General features: G+C 52.0%; 1 protein-coding gene (only partly in view). It reads right to left on the bottom strand.

The window, feature by feature from the left end; translation table 11 throughout:
* Positions 1-471: part of an NPCBM/NEW2 domain-containing protein coding region (locus BLX24_RS28680; RefSeq protein ID WP_177225946.1), annotated on the bottom strand (this coding region is incomplete at its 3' end). The annotated region continues 764 nt past the right edge of the window; the window shows 471 of its 1,235 annotated nt.

Raw genomic sequence — 471 nt, forward strand, 5'->3', positions numbered from 1 at the left:
GACGGCACCTCAATGCGCCAGTCATATTTGAGGTAATCAATGCCCCACTCCGCAAACTGTTTCGCATCGTTTTTCTCAAAATGGTACTTTCCGACATAGCGGTACGCCCGTTTATTGGCGATGATCCCGTCGGTAATGTGCCCGTCTTCGAAATCAGAGGTGCCACCCACATAACCGGCATAACTGGTAATCATGGGTGTTGAATAAATGCCGGTTTTGAGGCCAAGGCTGTGTATGTAATCAACCATTTCCTTAAATCGCGGGAATTTTTCATTCGGCTGAATCGCGTTATACGGTCCGCCGCGTTTGCCCTGCCAGGCGTCATCAATGTTGATATAGGTCCAGCCGTGCTGATTCAGACCCATTTTGACGAGGGCGTCGGCCGAGGCGATGACCTTTTCCTGGTCGATGTTCCGCGCCCAGGAGTTCCAGCCGTTCCAGCCAATGGGTGGGGTCAGGGAGATTGTATCG

Origin of the sequence: Arsenicibacter rosenii, from assembly GCF_001870735.1 — a bacterium.
Taxonomy (GTDB): domain Bacteria; phylum Bacteroidota; class Bacteroidia; order Cytophagales; family Spirosomataceae; genus Arsenicibacter; species Arsenicibacter rosenii.